The 416-nt window shown below is 58.2% G+C and carries 1 protein-coding gene; it reads right to left on the bottom strand.

Going from position 1 to position 416, the window contains the following annotated elements:
- Positions 1-416, bottom strand: a 416-nt coding sequence (locus NXS07_RS22600) for a replication endonuclease (protein WP_258087616.1), incomplete at both ends; no start/stop codon positions are given.

The raw sequence follows: 416 nt of genomic DNA, 5'->3' as shown, positions 1-416 counted from the left end.
GCCCGTACCTTTTCGGCAATCTCGCCCATCTGGTCAGCAATACTGATACTGCGCAGGCGGCGGCACTCGCGATACGCGCCTTTAGAGGGCAGGTTATAGAAATGAAATTGCGGGATACGCCATGTTGACGCCCACGCCGTCACGGCGGAGGCCGCATCTTTCAACGGCTTACCGGTTTCCTTGTCGATCAGGCCCTCCAGGGCGTAACCGTCGATATTCTTGGCGATGTATTTCGCGATATACCCCACTGCGCCGCCCCGGTTCATGTGCCGGCATTCAAAGCGGTACTTTTTCGCGCCCCGTTCATCGCCATCTTCTTGCAGGGCTTTTTTCCGCATGATGTCGACCGCTTCCGCACGGCTGGCCTTATCGGTAAACAGCAGGAGATGCCAGTGGGGCGTCCCGTCATGGTGAGG

The organism is Xenorhabdus bovienii (assembly GCF_024721015.1).
Classification (GTDB): domain Bacteria; phylum Pseudomonadota; class Gammaproteobacteria; order Enterobacterales; family Enterobacteriaceae; genus Xenorhabdus; species Xenorhabdus bovienii.
This window is presented reverse-complemented; position numbering and strand designations above follow the sequence as displayed.